Origin of the sequence: Desulfosarcina sp. (genome assembly GCF_041551955.1) — a bacterium.
GTDB lineage: Bacteria > Desulfobacterota > Desulfobacteria > Desulfobacterales > Desulfosarcinaceae > Desulfosarcina.
In genome coordinates, this window is the sequence record NZ_JBFELV010000056.1 from 1 (window position 1) to 18067 (window position 18067).

The window sequence follows — 18067 nt, forward strand, 5'->3', positions numbered from 1 at the left end:
CTGAGATTCCCGGCAGTCAAGAGCATGGCGGGTCAGCGGCATCCACCCGCGGGCAATTTATCAGTGGTGCACTTGACCGAAAGGATGACTGTTCCGCCGCGGGCGGGCAGCACCATGACAAGGAACAGATTCAACAACTGACTGAAGCGGCCTTTAAAAAAGGCAGGGACCAGGGTCGGACCGAGGCCATCGCTGAACAACAGGAAGCGGTCGATCAAGGCGCTGCAGCACTGGCGCGTGCGGTGGAAGAGATCGTTCGCGTTCGACAGCAGGATGTCGATCGGATGGAGACGGAAACGGTTCGGCTGGCGCTGGCGATCGCCAAAAAGGTCATCGGCCATGAAGCCGAGTATGGTCCGGTCATTCACCACGTGCTTAAAGCGGCGATGAAAAAGGTGGTCGATACCCGTCACCTGACCGTGAGACTGAATCCACAGGATATCGACACGGTCAACGGCTTTAAGCAGGAATTAATCCTTGCGGATGACTTTGGGGCGCATCTGCGTCTCGAAGCGGATGAGGCGATCCTCCGGGGCGGTTGCATAATCGAAACCAAGCTCGGGGACCTGGATGCACGGATCGATCAACAGATCAAGATCATCGAAGACCTGCTGAACGAACAACTGCCCAAACCCGCCACCAAAGGCTAGGCCCGAAATCATGTTCCAACCATTCTGCGTCGACAAATACCATGACATGTTATCTTCAGTCGTCCCCTTGCGGGCCAACGGACGCGTACAAAAAATCGTCGGCCTGGTGATCGAGGCCAGTGGACCGGCGGCCCAAATCGGATGTGTATGCGACATCACCACCGAGGGCGGAGCCGGCAAGGTCAGCGCTGAAGTGTTGGGGTTCCGTGAAGACTCGGTATTGTTGATGCCTTTGGAAGATATTCGAACCCTGGGGCCCGGATGCAAGGTGGAGGCGCGCAAAGAAAAGGCGCATGTGGGTGTGGGCAGGGCGCTGCTTGGCCGGGTGATCGACGGGTTGGGCAATCCCATTGACGGAAAAGGGCCGATCGAGACTGACGACGAGTATCCCCTATACGCCCATCCGGTGAACCCCCTGCTGAGAAACCGCATCCAGCAGCCACTGGATCTGGGTGTCCGAGCGATCAACGGCTTGCTGACGGTGGGTTGCGGCCAGCGGATGGGTATTTTTGCGGGTTCCGGCGTCGGCAAAAGCGTCCTGCTGGGAATGATTGCCCGGCGCACCTCGGCAGATGTGAACATCATTGCACTGATCGGCGAGCGGGGCAGGGAACTCAACGAGTTTATCCAGAAGGACCTCGGAGAGGAGGGGCTCAAGAAATCCGTGGTCGTTGTCGCCACGTCAGACCATCTTCCGTTGGTACGATTGCGGGGGGGATTCATCGCCACCACCATTGCCGAGTACTTCCGGGACCAGGGCAACCACGTCAACCTGATGATGGATTCGGTTACCCGACTGGCCATGGCTCAACGGGAAATCGGCCTGTCCCTGGGCGAGCCCCCCACCACCAAGGGATACACCCCCTCGGTATTTTCACTGCTTCCCAAATTGCTGGAGCGGGCGGGCACGTCGTCACATCGAGGCACAATTACCGGGCTCTACACCGTTCTTGTGGAAGGCGACGACATGAACGAGCCCATCGCCGATGCGGCGCGCTCGATTCTCGACGGGCACATCGTGCTCACCCGGGATCTGGCCAACCAAAATCACTATCCGGCGATCGACATATTAAAGAGCATCAGCCGGGTGATGGAAGACATTACCGATCTTGATCACAAACACCACGCCGGCCGGATCAAGGAAGTCCTGGCGACCTACCGAAAGGCCGAGGACCTCATCAACATCGGCGCTTATGCGCCAGGCAGCAATCCCCAAATCGACTTTGCCATCCAGATGATCGAGCCCATCAATCAATATCTTAGACAGGGCATCCACGAAGCGTCGACGTTTGAGGAGAGTCTGGATGCCCTGAAATGCATGATGAAATAATGACTTTCTTTTCCAGGGCTTTCCGGTCCCCGGAAAAAAACGCCGGTGGCGGAAATAGTTGCCCACCTTGCGGTTGTCGCGACACCTCTCATCGGGGCATGGCATTGAAAAACAGGCGTAAAAACAAACAGATGCGCCAATAGAAGAACTGGCATAGTGGTTGCTATAAGAGTTGGGCGTAGACCGGTTAGATGTGTCGGAGGAACCACCGTTCGAACCGTCCCGATGCAGACTCAGGTAATAGGATAACCATGTACAGGTTCAACATGCAGACGGTTCTCGATCACCGTCAATTTGTCGAAGACAAACTGAAAAAAGATCTTGCCGAGATTCGCCAGCAACTGATGGCGGTCCAACAGCGCATGAAAATGCTCGAAAGAAAAGAAATGGACACACACACGGCGTTGAACCAGGAGCAGGCGAGGGGTATTTCCAGTGATCAGGTGGTGGCTTACCATGCCTATCTTAAACGGCTATCCGACCGCATCGCCAGGCAGGGGAAGCTAGTCAGCGAGATCAGGGAACGGGAATCCAAAAAACAGGATGCGGTGCTCGAAGCCATGAAAAAGCGCCAGATCCTGGAGAAACTCAAGGATCAAAGCCTCGAGCGATACAATCAGATGCTGCTGAAAAAAGAAATGAACTTCATCGATGAGATGGCGATCAATCAGTTTGTCAGAAAATCCATTCAAAAAAGCGGAGAGGGCCAATGAACCCATTCGGCGGATTCATGCAAGCGGTCACCGGTTTGGCGTCCGGATTCGGTGACAACCCCGGTAAAATCGGGAAAGGCCTCGACGGCCTGCCATTCGTGGACGAAACCATGTTGTCTGCCGATGATAACACCCGTTCTTTCCTGGCATGGGTGCAAAATTTCATGGATAACGCTGCCGGCGCGGATGTTGACGGCCAGCGCGGCCACCATAGTCAACCAAATGCCGTTGACCCGGATCTGGACCTCCTCGATCACTTGCAGGCCCTGATGGCCGACATAAAGGATCAATTCCCGCAGGATCAGCCGGCAACCCATTCGCTGAACGGCGGCAGCCCCGACAAGGAAGGCGTCCCACTTGAACAGGGGACGATCAATGCCTTGATCGCCCATCATCAGCACAGCCATGCAGCCGACACGCCCACCCGGGACGTGCTGCCCGAAATTATAGAAATGGTGGCTGCAAAGCAAAACCCGCCGGCAGGGGGGGCTACCGTCAACGCCGCCGTCGAGGTCCCTCCGATTCCATCGGCTGTCCCGGGCGTTCCCGCCCAGGCCGGCATCGTCGATGACAGCCCGATGAAAGAAAACACGCCTGCACGTGGACAACACCAACCCGCCGCCTCAGGTATTTCCGCCCAGGTCGGCATGGTCGATGACAGCCAGATTAAAGCGCGTTCGCCTGAACCGGTGATAGCTGAAAACCGGCCGGAAGAAAGTGTTGAAAAGAAAGACGCGCGTTTTTTATTCAAGCCGGCAGCGTCTGCCGGAGACGAAGGGCAAGCCCACACCAACCGGTCGATTCAGGAGCGATTGCCCACCGGCCCGGGAATCGCTGGAAAAGCGAACCATCCCGCAACCCTCCACCTGCAACCCGCTGCCGGTCAGGCCAAGGATTTTCAATCCATGGTAACGGGTTTAACCGGTCAAGGGTCGGCTCACCCAGAGGATGATACGGCCGATTTCCGGGGCAAGGACCCACACCAGCCGACACCGCGAGTCGAACTGGTGGATGACCAAGAAGAGGCGTGGCCAAAAGGCCAGACATCGGATGCTGCAAAACACACGTTGGCTGAACAGGCCAAACCCCACCCCTCATTTCAGGACACGGCCAAAGCCATGGCCGGTGACCAGCAGACCACCCTGTCCGTCAAGCCGGCCGCCGGCCAGGCGACGGCCTTGACGCGGACGGAAGAAACAGCGGTAAAAACATTCCAGACCTCGGTGATGGATCAGATCGTCGACAAGGCGGCCATGCGCTCCATTCAGGGTCGGTCGGAAATTCAGATCCGACTGAAGCCCGAATTTCTCGGCAACGTGCAGATGAATATCGCCGCGGACAAGGAACAACTGGTGGTGCGCATCATGACCGACCGCCCGGTGGTCAAGGAGATCATCGAAACCCATCTGCACCATTTGAAAGCGGAACTGCACAGCCAGGGGCTGACCATCGACAAATTCGAGGTCATGGTCAACCCGGATGGGAATCAACAGCACAGCCGCGAGCAGTTTGCAGGGATGTTTAAGCACCATTTTTCTCAAAACGGCCGGCGACAGCAGCAGGAGCAGGACCCGGAAACCTTGAATCGGGAAGGCGGCAATACCCCCGACGATGTTCAGCCCAACCGTGATGGGGTCAACTACTTTGCCTGATCAAGGCACAGGCGGCCCCGAGGACGAGACGATTATTCCCGGAGGTGAAGGACCATGACAGTCATGAGTGTATCCGATGTATACAGTCAAGCCAGCACCCCAACGACGCAGGACAACAGCGTGATGGGGAAGGACGACTTTCTGACACTGCTGGTGGCCCAGCTGCAGCACCAGGATCCGCTGAACCCGGCAGAGAGCACCGAGTTCACCGCCCAGCTGGCCCAGTTCAGCTCCCTCGAGCAGCTTCAGAACATCGAGGCCACGCTGAACGGGTTTGAAGTCTATCAATCCACACTGAACAACATCCAGTCGTCCGGATTCATCGGCAAAACGATCACCGCCACCGGCAGTTTGTTCGGTGTCAACGACGGAACATCCGACCCCATTCGCTTTGATCTGGTTAACGACGCGGACAGTGTATACATCCAGATCTATGACCGTTTCGGGGGATTCGTAGCCGATATCCCGGCGGGCGCCCGACAAGCAGGGGAACAACAGGTGGCGTGGGATGGCCGGGATTCAAATGGTGCGGCCGTTGCCGACGGCGCTTACACATTTACCGTCATGGCCATGAACACCGATGGCGCCATCGTCAGCTCCAGCAGCTACACCACCGGTATCGTCACGGGTGTCGATTATAAAACCGGTGCCACGAATTTATTGATCAACGACCATGAAGTTCCCATTTCCTCGGTGATCCGCATCGAGGAAACGGGGGACCAACCAGAATAGTTTGTCAACAAAACCGTCCAAAAAGGAGAAAGACCATGATCGGTTCACTGTACTCAGGCATCTCGGGATTGAAGGCCAACACCAGCGCCATGGCGGTCAGCGGCGACAATATCGCCAATGTCGATACCACTGGTTTCAAGGCATCACGGGTTTCCTTTGCAAACATCTTCAGCGCATCGTTGAGCCAGAGCAACCTTCAGATCGGGCGTGGTGTGACCTTAAACGATGTGAATCCCCAGTGGCAGGCGGGTTCCCTGGAAAACACCAACAGTGCGACGGATCTTTCCATCAACGGTGCAGGCCTTTTCATGGTTGACGATCCCACCAACGGCATTTCCTATTACTCGCGGGCCGGCCAGTTCGAGTGGGACAAGGATGGGAATCTGGTCACCCCGGATGGCTTCATCGTCCAGGGGTATTCGCTCGATCCGGCCACCGGTGCGCCTGGCAGCATCGGTGACATTGTCCTGCCCAACGGCACCAGCGCGCCCAACATCACCCAAAATATTACTTTTGGAATGAACCTGAACAGTGATGCCGCCGTCGGGGATGTGTTTACGAGTTCCATCACCGCATTCGACTCACTGGGGTCGGAAGCGGTGTTGGATGTCGATTTCACTCGCACGGCAGCAGGGTGGGACTGGGCGGTGAACGTGAGTCACGACAATCCGCTGGCTGCATGTGCATCCACCGGCTCCATTCAATTTGACGCGAACGGCAATCTGGACCCGGCCACAAGCGTACCACCGAATGCGAACCCAACCATCGTGTTGACCGGCATCGATCCGGCCACGTCACCCATGACGATCAACTGGAACTATCTCGATGCTGCCGGTGTTTCCGATGGTACGATTACCGGCTACAGCTCGGAATCCAGCAAGACCGCCCAAAGCCAGGACGGATATCCCTCCGGAAGCCTGCAATCGGTGTCTGTTGACGAGGATGGCTATTTTACCGGCATCTATTCCAACGGTTCGATGATCCCTTTTGCGCAGCTCGCCCTGGCGGACTTTGCCAGTTATTCGGGCCTGGGCAAACAGGGCAGCAACCTGTACGCGGAGTCTCTGGCCTCCGGTCAAGCACTTATCGGTCCGCCCAATTCCGCGGGGATGGGATCCATTGCTCCCAGCACCCTCGAGATGTCCAACGTGGACCTGGGCACCGAATTTGTCGAGATGATCACCACTCAGCGGGCCTTTCAGGCCAATTCCAAAGTCATTACCACCAGTGACGAGATCCTGGCCGAACTGCTGAACATCAAGCGCTAACCTCCCTGACACCTAAGCACGCCGGTTGTGGGCAATTACGATTTACGGCATTGTCCACAGCCGGCTGACCTTCTTATTTTTGGCCGCTGGGCTGATTTTCATCGTTGCATGCGGCCGATCGTCTGCTGTCAACGCCTTGACTCTTTCCCGCGATTATTGACACTCTGCTTGCGCTTCCCGGTCCCCACAGCGCCTCGTTTTTATTCACGCCGGGGTTGCGCATTGGTTTTAGGGGCGCTGGTGCCGTGCGGACCGGTCCAACCGGCGCCCATCGCCCAGCGTGCCCGCATTTCTTCGAACCTGCCGATTCCTCAACGATGTGAAATAAAATGGCATGCAACATGCTTATTCTGATCATCATTAATCCTTCATTCAGTATTATCGAGATATTGATAACCATTCGGCGGAGGGTCACGAATGTCGAAAAAAGTGTTGATCATCATCATGGCGGTAGCTGTTCTCTTTGTGGGGATGGTGGGTGCTGGCTTTTTCATCCTTTGGAACAAGATTTCCCAGGTTCCCCTTGACCCGTCGAAGGTTGCCGAGATGCCCGTTAAAGAAGAACAAAATGACATCGGCCCCCTGTATCCGCTGGACACCATGATCGTGAACCTGGCGGACAACGGTGGAAAACGATACCTCCGGGTCACCATGTCTTTAGAGCTCAGCGATTCGGAATCGGTGGCCACGCTTGAAAGCCGGCTGCCGCAAATTCGGGATGCCGTTTTGATGATCCTGCCCACCAAGACCTACGACGATGTCAGCACCACCGACGGTAAAATAGCCCTGCGAAACCAAGTCATGGAAAAAATCAATACCCTGATGACCAAGGGCCGGGTGAACAACATTTACTTCACTGAGTTTGTCGTTCAATAGGAATCGACCATGGCCGACCAGATCCTGTCACAAGAGGAGATCGATGCGCTGCTTTCGGCAATGGACAGCGGAGAGATCGATGTCGCCGAAGAGAAACCCGAGGTCGCCGTCGAGGTTCGTTCCTATGACCTCACCGCCCAAGACATCATGCAACGCGGACAGTTCGACGCCCTGGAAGAAGTATACGACAAGTTTGTCAATTTATTCCAAGGATCCCTGTCGAGCCTCTTTCAACGGACCATCACCGTAAAGGCCATCTCACGGGAAACCGTCAAATTCGGGGACTTCATCAAGGCTTTTTCGAATCCCACCGGATTTGTCATATTCGGCATGGAGCCCCTGATCGGGTCTGCGCTCATGGCCTTTGAACCCAACCTGGTTTTCTCCCTGATCGACTGTATGTTCGGCGGCGATGGAAAACCGATGGAAAAAATTCGTGAATTCACCTTGATCGAACGCCGGATGCTCCAGCGGATTGCCATGGCCGTGCTCAAAGATCTGGAAACTGCCTGGGCAGCCGCTTATCGTGTCCGTCTGGGATTGCGCAAAATAGAAACCAAACCGGAGTTCGTTTATCTGGTCAATCCAGGCGATCAACTCGTCATCGTGGTCTTCGCCATCAATACGGAAGGGTTTTCGGGCAATATTCACCTGTGCCTGCCGTATCTCATGCTCGAACCCATCAAGGAGCAGTTGAGTTCAAGCTATCTTCGGGAAAAAGACCGGGCCAGTTCATTTGGTGACGAGATACGCAAACTGCTGGGACGCACCGAAGTGAACATCGTCGCTGAATTGGGCAAAACCGTCTATTCGGTTGAGGATATTTTAAATTTCGAGGTTGATGACATTCTGCGGTTAAACACCGGCCCACAAAACAACGTGATTGTGAATATCGAACGCGTTCCCAAATATTTAGGGATGCCCGGGGTCGTCAAAGGAAGCAAGGCCGTTCAGATCACCGAAGTGATCGATCATGACCAGGGAAAGGGATAATCGATGGCAGAGAAAAAGAAGCATTCATCGTCCGGGTTCGCCCCTGGCGGTAACCCAGCGGGTTCGCCAGCCGCACCGGCTGGAACGGTTGAGCCCTCCGGCGGCGGTGCCAAGCGGCCTGCGGGGGTAAATGACAACCTGGACCTGCTGCTGGACATCCCTTTAGCCATTACCATCGAGCTGGGGCGAACGAAAATGCTGATCAATGATCTACTCAAACTGGGCCAGGGATCGGTCATTGAACTGCCCAAGGAGGCCGGCGGCACGCTCGACATACTGGCCAACAACCGGTTGGTTGCCAAGGGTGATGTCGTGGTGGTGAATAAAAAGTACGGTATCCGTCTTACCGAAGTGATCAGTCCCGTCGAACGGGTGGAGAAACTAGGATGAACGGGACGCCCGACATGATTACCGCCGGTTTGAAAATGATCGCCTCGCTGGGTGTGGTGCTGGCGATGATTCTTTTCCTTTTATACGGGATCAGGCGGCTGAACAGCCAACGAATGGGTGTTGCCGGTGGGAAACGGATACAGGTGTTGGAAAGCCATTACATGGGCGTCAAAAAGACCATTTCTCTGGTTCGCGTACCGGGAAAAGTGCTGGTCCTGGGCATTTCCGGTGATCGCATCAATCTGCTGGATACGCTGGACGAAGATATCGTCCAGCAGGAGACCCCACCGGGTACACCGACATCTTTCGGGCCGATGCTGTCCGATCGATTGAAAAAAATGGGCAGCGGGTTCAAGAGAAAGGAAGACCGGTGATAAAGACGCACCTCCTGCGGCAGGACCATAAACGGCACCGGAGAAATAAAATAACCGTCCTGATTGGCCTGCTGGTTGTCATGCTGATCGGTGTTGCCGCCGTGCCCGGCAGCGCGTGGGGGCAGACGCCCGCACCGTTGATCAGCATCGGTCTGGACCAGGAGGGTGATCAGGGCCAGGTGGCTGTGGTCATGCAGTTGTTTCTACTCATGACGGTGCTCTCTCTGGCGCCGTCGATCCTGATCATGCTTACCTCGTTTACCCGCATCGCCATTGTTTTTTCGCTGCTTCGCCAGGCCATGGGAACCAACCAGCTGCCGCCCAACCAGGTGGTGATCGGCCTGTCGCTCTTCCTGACGTTTTACGTCATGGCCCCGGTTTGGCAGCAGGTGAATCAGGACGCCCTCCAGCCGCTCATCACCAAGGAGATCAATCAGACCCAGGCCCTGGACAAGGCGCTGGTGCCCATCCGCAATTTCATGATTTCCCAGACGCGTGAAAAGGACCTGGCCCTACTGGTCAACGTGGCCAAGATGCAGCGTCCGGCCAACGTCGACGAGGTCCCCACCACCGTGCTGATTCCCTCTTTTATCATCAGTGAGTTAAAGACCGCCTTTCAGATCGGTTTCATGCTCTACGTACCTTTTTTGATCATCGACATGGTGGTGGCCAGTGTACTGCTCTCCATGGGCATGATGATGCTGCCGCCCATCATGGTTTCTTTGCCTTTTAAGCTGATGATTTTTGTGCTTGCCGACGGTTGGCACCTGATCGTCGGATCACTGGTAAAAAGCTTTTCCTGAAGGAGCAACGCCCATGACCCCTGAATTTATAACCGGTTTCTTCATGCAGGCCATCAAGACAGCCATCTATCTCGCCTCACCCATGCTGGCGGTGGGCTTGATTGCCGGTGTGCTGGTGAGCATGTTCCAGGCTGCCACTCAGATCAATGAAATGACCCTGGTGTTTGTGCCCAAAATGTTAGGCGTCGCCCTGGCGCTGTTGTTTTTTTTCCCTTGGATGCTGAAAATTATCATCGGGTATACGCAGAACCTTTTCATCAATCTGCCCACGTACATCCGGTGATCATGGAAAACGACCATGGCGACGCTTAATATCCCCGTCGACGCATTCTACGGGGGGATGCTGATTTTTCTCAGGGTTGCCGCCATCGTTTTCAGTGCACCGGTTCTGGATGCCGGCACCATCCCGGCCGTGTTCAAAGCGGGGCTTGCCCTTGCCGTGAGCATCCTGCTGCTCCCAGCGGTGGATACCGTCGTCACCGTGAGGGATCTGAGCCTGATGACGTTTGTCATCGGTGTTTTTTCCGAAATCGCCATTGGTGTGACCATCGGGCTCTCGGTGAAGCTGCTGTTCGCCGGCATTCAACTGGCCGGGCAGATCGTCGGTTATCAGATGGGTTTTGCCGTGGCCAATGTGGTGGACCCGGCCACCAGCGCTCAGATCCCCATTTTGGCGCAGTTTTACAATTTGACGGCCATGCTTGTATTCTTGGCCATCAACGCCCACCATATGTTCTTTTCCGCCCTGGTGGACAGCTATTCCATCCTGCCGCCCCTGTCCATGCATATCGGCCCGCAACTGATTGGAATGATGATGCAGCTGGCCGCCAACATGTTTGTCGTGGCCGTTAAAGTCGGCGCCCCGCTCATCGCGGTCATGCTGATGGTCAGCGTCGCCCTTGGCATGGTGGCCAGAACCGTTCCCCAGATTCATATTTTCATCGTGGCCATGCCGTTGAAAATCGTCATCGGGCTGGTTTTTTTGCTGATGGTCAGCCCTTATCTCACGGCTTATTTGATCGATCTGTTTTCATCCTATCAGGTGACATTGTTTGATCTGATACGGTTGATGGCATTGGCAGGGTGACCCATGGCCGGTGAACAGAGTCAGGACAAGACCGAACAGCCCACCGGCAAGAAGCTTGCCGATTCCCGTCAAAAGGGAAATGTGGCTCAAAGCCGGGAGATTCCTTCCGTCTTGATCCTCACCGGCAGCCTCGGTGTTCTTTTTTTTGCCGGCTCATGGATGCTCGGGCGGCTGACAGAGGTCATGCGCGCCATGTATCAACGGGCCGGCACCCTGAGCATGTTACCCGAAACCATGCATACCTTGTTTTTGGAAATTTTTCTCAACGGCATCGTCGTCCTTGTCCCACTGATGCTGGCGGTCATGACCGCCGCGGTGCTTGGCAATGTCGCTCAGTTCGGTTTTCTCTTTACCGGAGAAAAACTATCGCCCAATCTGGCCAAACTCAATCCCATCAGTGGTCTCAAGAAGCTGATGTCGCTCCGATCGCTGGTGGAATTGGCTAAATCGATCATCAAGCTCGTGATCATCAGCGGCGTCGCCTATATCGTCATCCATCGCTATCTGGATCAGATTCCCGGGCTGATGCAGTTGAGCATTGGCAACATCATCCGGTTTATCGGCCAGGTGTCATTCCAGATATGCCTGTATACCTGCATGGTCCTTTTTCTCATGGCCGCGCTTGATTTCGCCTACACCCGATGGCAGCACCAGCAGGATTTGAAAATGACCAAACAGGAGGTCAAGGACGAATACAAGCAGCGTGAAGGTGATCCGTCAGTAAAGGCCAGAATCCGGTCCGTCCAGCGGGAAATGGCCAGGCGGCGGATGATGGAGGCGGTGCCTGAAGCCACCGTGGTCATTACCAACCCCACCCATCTGGCCATTGCACTGAAGTATGAAGAAGGGATGCACGCACCCACCGTCGTGGCCAAGGGTGCCGGTTTCATCGCCCAGAAGATCAAAGCCATCGCCATCGAAAATGACATCCCCCTGGTGGAGAACAAACCGTTGGCCAGAACCATCTTCAAATCAACCGAGATCGGCGACTTTATTCCTGCAGAACTATACCGGGCCATCGCGGAAATTCTCGCCTATGTCTTCCGCCTTAAAGGTCTCGTCACCCCCTGATCATCCGTGCATGCCGGATTTGAACCTTCCCCGCGGCCCCGATGAGCGGGATCTTTGCTTCGCTCCGACAAGCCGCGGCGAAGGCGCTCGCTGACGCGGTTCAACCGATTTGAATGTGTTTGTTTTCCCGGGACAATATATTGACGCTTTGCTTGACCGCATGCCGTTTTTCATCGGTCGATTCAAGAATGGAACTGTCCCGCAATAAAATGGAAAGATAAAATTTATAATATAAACGAAAGCTTCGATTTGGATTGAGGGTCGTTCCGGCAGAAAGTGTCGATAAGCATGGAATAGGCATGAAATGTGCTATTTCCATGTTGCCTGACTACGATTGAGTTATCAAGGAGCGTCTAACCGCATCATGGAACTTGCCGAACGCAAACAGCATGTAAACCAGTTCGCCTTTGTCGCCAACAATTCCGATGTGCTGATGGGATTTGCCGCCATGTCCATTCTCATGGTCATGGTCATTCCCATTCCGGCACTCCTTCTCGATCTGTTCCTCTCCTTTAATATCACCTTGTCACTGGTCATTCTTCTGGTGGGCATGTACATCCTAAAACCACTGGATCTGTCTTCATTTCCTTCGCTGTTGTTGTTGTCCACCCTGTTCCGGCTATCCTTGAACGTGGCCTCCACGAGAATGATTCTTCTGCATGGCAGCGAGGGGACCCAGGCCGCCGGCAAGGTGATCATGGCTTTCGGGCACTTTGTGGTCGGCGGCAACTATCTGGTGGGATTCATCGTTTTTATCATTCTGGTGGTGATCAATTTCATGGTGATCACCAAAGGCGCCGGCAGAATCGCCGAAGTGGCCGCCCGGTTCACCCTGGACGCCATGCCCGGCAAGCAGATGAGCATCGATGCCGACCTGAACGCCGGACTCATCGATGAGGCCCAGGCCAGGGAGCGCCGCAGCCAGATCAGCCGCGAGGCCGAGTACTACGGTGCCATGGACGGTGCCAATAAATTTGTGCGCGGCGACGCCATTGCCGGCATTATCATCACCTTTGTCAATATCCTGGCAGGCTTGGCCATTGGGGTGTTCCAAAAAGAGATGAACTTCGTCGATGCCGCCCAAACCTACACACTGCTCACCGTAGGCGACGGATTGGTAAGCCAGATCCCCGCGCTGATTATCTCCACCGCTGCCGGCATCGTCGTCAGCAGGGCCGGCGCCGAAAAAAATCTGGGGCTTGAAATCGGGAGCCAACTGCTGGTTCAACCCCGGGCCTTCGTGGTCGCATCGATCATCCTTTTTGGTTTCGGTCTGGTTCCCGGGATGCCGACCCTTCCGTTTTTGATTTTATCCGCTACGGCTGGATTGGTGGCCTATCTGGTCTTTCAAACCGACCGGAAAAAACAAGAAAATGCGCGTGAGATCGCCCTGGAACAAATCAAAAAGGTCGAAGAAAAACCGCCGGAAGCTTTCAAACCCTTGCCACCCATCGATGTGCTGGCCCTCGAAGTCGGTTATGGCCTGATTCCACTGGTGGATGTGGAGCAGGACGGGGAGCTGCTCGAGCGCATCAAATCCATCCGGCGGCAAATCGCCCAGGAGATCGGCATCGTGGTCCCGTCCATTCATATCCAGGACAACATGAAACTCAAACCGGGTGCCTATTCCATATTGTTGAAAGGCATCGAAGTCGCCAACGGCGACCTGATGATCAACCATCTCCTGGCCATGAATTCGGGTAAGGCCGATGCGAAGATCAACGGCATCGCCACCCGGGAGCCCACCTATGGACTGGAGGCCTTCTGGATCAACCCGGCGGCCCGTGAAGATGCCAATTCAAAAGGATATACGGTCGTGGATCTGGCCACGATCATGACCACCCATCTTTCCGATGTGATCCGGCGCCATGCACACGAGTTGGTGGGCCGACAGGAAATCCAGAAAATGCTCGACAGCATCAAAGGCAGTCATCCCAAGGTGGTGGAAGAACTGGTTCCCAATCTCATGTCTTTAGGAGGGGTGGTCCGGGTGATTCAGAATCTTCTGCAGGAACAGGTTCCCGTTCGGGATTTGCTCACTATCTTGGAAACCCTGGCAGACTGGACTCCCGCCACCAAAAAACTGGAGGTCCTGACCGAACACGTGCGTCAATCCCTTGCCAGGACGATTACCAGTTTTTATCAGGCGGACGATGGCAAGCTGCATGTGCTCACATTGGATCAGCGGGTTGAGAAAAAGGTCGCCGAGTCGCTTCAGCAAACCGATCAGGGATCTTTTCTGGCCATCGACCCCGCCTTTGCAAAATCCATCATGGACGACATGAGCGTTAAAATGGAGGACTATAAATCCTTGGGTGTTCAACCCCTGCTCGTCTGCTCAGCCCAGATCCGGAGCCATTTTAAAAAGCTGGCTGACCGTTTCATCCCTGGACTGGCTGTTCTTTCCTATGATGAGATCGTCAGCAGCGCCAAGATACAAATAGTTGGAACCGTGGAGGCCTCAGATGCAGATTAAGCGCTTTGAAGCGGCCGATATGACAGAAGCCCTTCGTTTGGTGAAACGCGAGTTTGGCGACGATGCCGTGATTCTGTCGGCCAAGGAAGTTCGACCGGGCGGCTTTTTCAGTGCCTTGAGAAAAAAGAGTGTCGAGATTACCGCGGCCACCGATTACCCCGTGAAGGAGGGCGGTCAAAACAACGATTTTTCGGGACTGTTGTCGACGCATTTGAATACGGACATGGAAACGGATCGGGTTTCATTATCGACGCCGCCTGCGCCCGCCATGCATGCTGCCCGGAGATTCCGGTCGATTTCGTCTCGGCAAACGACCTCTGAGGCACAGCACCCACCCGTGGATAGAAACGCGTCGATACCGGCGCAGGGAGCGAAGTCGCAGGATCTGACATCCGACACGGAGACGACGCGCGCTGGCGGGGCAGGGGCGGGCTCAATGGCCGACGCGTTTTCGAACGCGCCGAGCGACCCACCCATCGCCGAACCCTTTTATCGCCACCCCGCAGCCCAGACGGTCATTGCGCTGGTGGGACCGTGCGGCGCGGGAAAAACCACCACGGTGGCCAAGCTGGCTTGGCATTGTCAGGTGGTTGAAAAGAAACGGACCGGGTTGATCAGCCTCGATCGCTTTCGAATCGGGGCCAACGCCATGCTGGCAAAGATGGCGTGCATCATGGATCTGCCGCTTCGCGTCGTCCACGATGCCGAGCAGCTGCAGTCGGCGTTAGGCGATCTGACCGACGCCGATGTGATCTTGATCGATACCCCCGGAATCAGCGGAAATGACACGTCCATCATGAGTGAGGTCTGCTCACTGCTCCGCATCGCCGAAGCGGACGAGACCCATCTGGTGGCCAATGCAACCGTCCGGGACGGGGTGTTTGAGGCCTGTGTGGCCGCTTATGCGCCCCTGGGAGTGAACCGGTTGCTCCTCACCCATATGGATGAGCATACTGGTGAGGCCGCCGGTTTGAATCGGCTTAAAAAATGCGGGCTGCCGGCATCCTTTTTTAGTGACGGGGCCGATCTGACTGATGGATTTCATGAATATGCCACCGCTGGGGCGGCCGATAGGCCTTCTCTTTGCGCACCCGGCGGCGGGCCGTTGACGCTTTTTTCCAGACAACGCGGTCAGATCGCTTCAGGTTCCGGATACAGCGAGGCGACCGGCGATTCGGTCCGCTATGTGGCCAATCGTAATTCCGAGCTGTTCCATCATCCCGCCTGCAAGTCGGTAAAACGGATCAACGCGGAGAACATTACCGCCTTCAACAGCATTGAACAAGCCATGGACGAGGGCTTCAAACCGTGCCGGGCATGCTGCGATATCAGCATGATCAGGAAACCGGTGTCGGAAGGCTTTGGTCATCAGCGTGCGCGTGCGATGTAATCGGGGAGAACGAACCGTCATGTTAAATTATGAGAAGACCGGACAGATCATCAGCCTGAACCAGAAAAGAAGACAGCGACAGTCTATGATGAAAAAGGGTGCCGCGCTGCCGTCACCGGCCAGGGTCATCGCCATTACCAGCGGCAAGGGGGGTGTCGGCAAAACCAATATCGTCGCCAATTTGGGTTACGCCCTGTGCAAGTCAGGCATGCGGGTGCTCATCTTCGATGCGGACCTGGGCCTCGGAAACCTGGATGTGCTGTTGGGCCTGACGCCCCAGTTCAATCTGTCCCATGTGGTCGAAGGCAAGAAAAAATTATCGGAAATCATCATCAGCGGGCCGGGTAATTTGAAGATACTGCCCGCCTCGTCGGGGATTCAGGAGCTGACCAAGTTAACCTTCGCCCAGAAATTGGAGATATTCAATGAACTGAACACGCTCCTGTCCGAATTCGACATCGTGTTGATCGACACCGCTGCCGGCATCTCCTCCAATGTACTCTATTTCAATGCCTCCGCCAATGAGATCATGGTGGTCGTCACCCCTGAGCCGACGTCGATTACCGATGCATATGCATTGATGAAAATACTTTCCGTCAAATACCAGGAGAAGCATTTCCGGCTGATCGTCAACCTGGCAAATAACGAAAAAGAAGCCGATGACGTAAGCCGACAGCTCTGTCTGGTGGCCAATCGGTTTCTGGACGTCTCCATCGAGTATTTTGGGAATGTATTGGCCGACGACAAGGTGAAAGCCGGTGTTCGCAAACAGAAAGTCGTCAGCGAATTGGCCCCCATGACCCAGGCCAGCCGAAACTTTGCCGAACTGGCTCATAAACTCGTTCAATCTCAGCCGATGATACACCGCCTGGAGAGCCGACCACTGATCTGGCGGGATATCGTTTAAAACATAAAGCACAACGGAAGAATTCCTAAACGTGGAGCGATAATATGGATCTGGCCCAATCAAGAGAAGAAATTTTTGGAAAAGAGAGCCATTTGCTGCGAGACCAGATTATCAACGAATACCTTCCCTACGTGAAGCGTATCGTGAATCGGATCGCGGTTCATCTGCCAGCCACCATCGAGGTGGACGACCTGATCAATGTGGGAATTATCGGATTGATTCAGGCCATCGAGCGCTACGACCCGACCCGGGACAATAAATTCATTACCTACGCCGTATTTCGTATCAAGGGCGCCGTCTTGAGTGAACTGCGATCGCGTGACTTTTTGGGTCGTACCACGCGAAGAAAGATCCGGGATCTGGAAAAGGCCTATGTGAAGCTGGAACAGAAATTGGGTCGGGACGTGGCCGACGAGGAGGTGGCCGAAGAGATGAATATGGATCTGGAACAGTTTTATAAAGTCAAACGGATGTCCAGTATCTCTTTCGTCAGCTTCGAAGAGGTCGGGAATGCATCGCGAAGCGATACGGCGACGATTGCCAGCTCTTTGGCCTATGGAGATGCCGATGACGCCCTGTCCATGACCACGATGAAAGAGATCAAATCCACCATCGCCCAAAATATCGACTTGCTGCCGGAAAAGGAGAAGCTGGTCGTCTCCCTGTATTATTCAGATGAATTGACCATGAAGGAGATCGGCAAAGTCATGGATATTACCGAATCCCGGGTTTCACAGATCCATGCACAGGCCATCATTCATTTGAGAAGCAAACTGCGCCGGGAGGGATTGCTTGAGGACTGACCGGTATTCTCGGACACCCGCCTGCATGATCGGGCGAGTTGATCAATAGGAAAAGAGGTGAACATGCTACAAGCCAGCTATGCCATGGGGTGCGTCTTCGTCATCGTAATGCTGATCGGATTCTGGATCGTGAAACGGTGGTTTGTCCGAAAAAGCCCTGAGACGGAAAGCGAGTTGGATCGCGCTGGGTGCAACACCATCTGCCGGGATCAGGATGTCGAACATCGGGCGCTGATGTTCCTGATGGCCCAGAAAACCGATTCCGTATTGGCCGCCCTGGCCAGTACCATCGAACAGGAACGACAAAAACTGGGCGGTGTCGTCAGAAAACCGTCGATGGACGGGGCCGTTGATAAATTTCAGGCTGCAGCGATAGCTGTTTCGACCAATCATCATCCCTCCTATGACCAGATTCTGCCCATGGCCCACGAGGGGATTGCAGTGGCGACGATTGCCCGTCAGCTTCAATTGTCCGAAGGGGAAGTCTCCATGGTGATGCGCCTGAATGCCGCCTGACCGGACGGCTGGTTTTTTTTTAATAGGAAAAAAAAA

At 55.0% G+C, this 18067-nt stretch carries 19 protein-coding genes; all 19 read left to right on the forward strand.

From position 1 onward, the window contains the following. Nucleotides 1–650: FliH/SctL family protein (locus ABYV26_RS06615; RefSeq protein WP_372679348.1), on the forward strand; the 650-nt coding region annotated here is incomplete at its 5' end. A 10-nt stretch (nucleotides 651–660) separates the two neighbouring features. Beyond that, entirely contained in the window at nucleotides 661–1980 is a 1320-nt protein-coding gene (fliI, locus tag ABYV26_RS06620) for a flagellar protein export ATPase FliI (protein WP_372679350.1), read from the forward strand. Nucleotides 1981–2231: 251 nt separating this feature from the next. Then, nucleotides 2232–2693, forward strand: a complete 462-nt coding sequence (gene fliJ, locus ABYV26_RS06625; protein WP_372679352.1) for a flagellar export protein FliJ — start codon at nucleotides 2232–2234, stop codon at nucleotides 2691–2693. Continuing rightward, complete coding sequence (locus tag ABYV26_RS06630; protein WP_372679354.1) at nucleotides 2690–4345, forward strand: flagellar hook-length control protein FliK; 1656 nt, start codon at nucleotides 2690–2692, stop codon at nucleotides 4343–4345. The genes fliJ and ABYV26_RS06630 overlap by 4 nt, the downstream gene beginning before the upstream one ends. Nucleotides 4346–4399: 54 nt before the next feature. Then, complete coding sequence (locus ABYV26_RS06635) at nucleotides 4400–5077, forward strand: flagellar hook assembly protein FlgD (protein WP_372679356.1); 678 nt, start codon at nucleotides 4400–4402, stop codon at nucleotides 5075–5077. Nucleotides 5078–5112: 35 nt separating this feature from the next. Further along, complete coding sequence (locus tag ABYV26_RS06640) at nucleotides 5113–6345, forward strand: flagellar hook protein FlgE (RefSeq protein WP_372679358.1); 1233 nt, start codon at nucleotides 5113–5115, stop codon at nucleotides 6343–6345. 417 nt (nucleotides 6346–6762) lie between these two features. Then, nucleotides 6763–7221: a flagellar basal body-associated protein FliL gene (gene fliL, locus ABYV26_RS06645; RefSeq protein WP_372679360.1), complete on the forward strand. Its 459-nt coding sequence runs from the start codon at nucleotides 6763–6765 to the stop codon at nucleotides 7219–7221. A gap of 9 nt (nucleotides 7222–7230) precedes the next feature. Then, nucleotides 7231–8214 carry a flagellar motor switch protein FliM gene (fliM, locus tag ABYV26_RS06650; RefSeq protein ID WP_372679362.1) on the forward strand — a complete coding sequence of 328 codons (984 nt, stop codon included), beginning with the start codon at nucleotides 7231–7233 and terminating at the stop codon, nucleotides 8212–8214. A gap of 3 nt (nucleotides 8215–8217) precedes the next feature. Beyond that, a complete protein-coding gene (gene fliN, locus ABYV26_RS06655; protein ID WP_372679364.1) occupies nucleotides 8218–8604 on the forward strand; it encodes a flagellar motor switch protein FliN in 387 nt (128 codons plus the stop codon). Then, a complete protein-coding gene (gene fliO, locus ABYV26_RS06660; protein ID WP_372679366.1) occupies nucleotides 8601–8978 on the forward strand; it encodes a flagellar biosynthetic protein FliO in 378 nt (125 codons plus the stop codon). The genes fliN and fliO overlap by 4 nt, the downstream gene beginning before the upstream one ends. Further along, nucleotides 8975–9781, forward strand: coding sequence for a flagellar type III secretion system pore protein FliP (gene fliP, locus ABYV26_RS06665; protein WP_372679368.1), 807 nt, complete (start codon nucleotides 8975–8977; stop codon nucleotides 9779–9781). The genes fliO and fliP overlap by 4 nt, the downstream gene beginning before the upstream one ends. Nucleotides 9782–9794: 13 nt before the next feature. Further along, complete coding sequence (gene fliQ, locus ABYV26_RS06670; RefSeq protein WP_372679369.1) at nucleotides 9795–10064, forward strand: flagellar biosynthesis protein FliQ; 270 nt, start codon at nucleotides 9795–9797, stop codon at nucleotides 10062–10064. A gap of 15 nt (nucleotides 10065–10079) precedes the next feature. Then, nucleotides 10080–10868 carry a flagellar biosynthetic protein FliR gene (gene fliR / locus ABYV26_RS06675; protein WP_372679371.1) on the forward strand — a complete coding sequence of 263 codons (789 nt, stop codon included), beginning with the start codon at nucleotides 10080–10082 and terminating at the stop codon, nucleotides 10866–10868. Nucleotides 10869–10871: 3 nt separating this feature from the next. Next, nucleotides 10872–11939, forward strand: coding sequence for a flagellar biosynthesis protein FlhB (flhB, locus tag ABYV26_RS06680; RefSeq protein ID WP_372679373.1), 1068 nt, complete (start codon nucleotides 10872–10874; stop codon nucleotides 11937–11939). A gap of 364 nt (nucleotides 11940–12303) precedes the next feature. After that, nucleotides 12304–14415: a flagellar biosynthesis protein FlhA gene (gene flhA, locus ABYV26_RS06685; protein WP_372679375.1), complete on the forward strand. Its 2112-nt coding sequence runs from the start codon at nucleotides 12304–12306 to the stop codon at nucleotides 14413–14415. Further along, entirely contained in the window at nucleotides 14405–15805 is a 1401-nt protein-coding gene (locus ABYV26_RS06690) for an Ada metal-binding domain-containing protein (protein WP_372679377.1), read from the forward strand. The genes flhA and ABYV26_RS06690 overlap by 11 nt, the downstream gene beginning before the upstream one ends. Nucleotides 15806–15824: 19 nt before the next feature. Then, nucleotides 15825–16712 carry a MinD/ParA family protein gene (locus ABYV26_RS06695; protein WP_372679379.1) on the forward strand — a complete coding sequence of 296 codons (888 nt, stop codon included), beginning with the start codon at nucleotides 15825–15827 and terminating at the stop codon, nucleotides 16710–16712. Nucleotides 16713–16756: 44 nt separating this feature from the next. Beyond that, a complete protein-coding gene (locus tag ABYV26_RS06700; protein ID WP_372679380.1) occupies nucleotides 16757–17515 on the forward strand; it encodes a FliA/WhiG family RNA polymerase sigma factor in 759 nt (252 codons plus the stop codon). 57 nt (nucleotides 17516–17572) lie between these two features. After that, nucleotides 17573–18031 carry a hypothetical protein gene (locus ABYV26_RS06705; protein ID WP_372679382.1) on the forward strand — a complete coding sequence of 153 codons (459 nt, stop codon included), beginning with the start codon at nucleotides 17573–17575 and terminating at the stop codon, nucleotides 18029–18031. Nucleotides 18032–18067 lie beyond the last annotated feature (36 nt).